The organism is Pseudomonas tremae, from assembly GCF_001401155.1.
Lineage (GTDB): Bacteria > Pseudomonadota > Gammaproteobacteria > Pseudomonadales > Pseudomonadaceae > Aquipseudomonas > Aquipseudomonas tremae.
Genome location: NZ_LJRO01000221.1, coordinates 1 through 410 on the forward strand (window position 1 = coordinate 1; position 410 = coordinate 410).

Consider the following 410-nt stretch of genomic DNA (forward strand, 5'->3'; position numbering starts at 1 on the left):
GGGCAATCATGTTCAGAAAGTTGATGACTTGATTCATCCGGCAAGCCCCTCAAAAAGCTGCTTCTGTTCCTGTTGAGTCAGTTCTGCCATCAGGGTGAGCAGGTTATTCAGCGCAGCCTGGCGGCTTTTCATGTCCTTCCAGAGCAGGATGGGCAATTGCATCAGCATCGGCCGCAAGCCATTGAGAAAAGCCAGCTGGTTCTTGAGCCTGGCACCGCCGATGTGTTGAGTCAGTTGCAGGGTCTGGTTCACGTTCATTCCATTGGCCGTCAGGGTCAGCAAGTGTTTGAGAAAGGCTGGCGGATCCACCTTCAGGTCAGGGTTCTTGTTGCGCATGCGCCCAAGCAGGTGTTCACAACCGCGCAACAACGTCGTCACGTGGCGTGCCGTGGTCAGCCCGTGCATCAATG

Annotated in this window: 1 protein-coding gene; it reads right to left on the minus strand. The window is 55.1% G+C overall.

The window, feature by feature from the left end; genetic code table 11:
• Positions 1-33 precede the first annotated feature (33 nt).
• On the minus strand, positions 34-410 hold a 377-nt coding region (locus ALO43_RS15550), incomplete at its 5' end, for a TyeA family type III secretion system gatekeeper subunit (protein WP_083492179.1).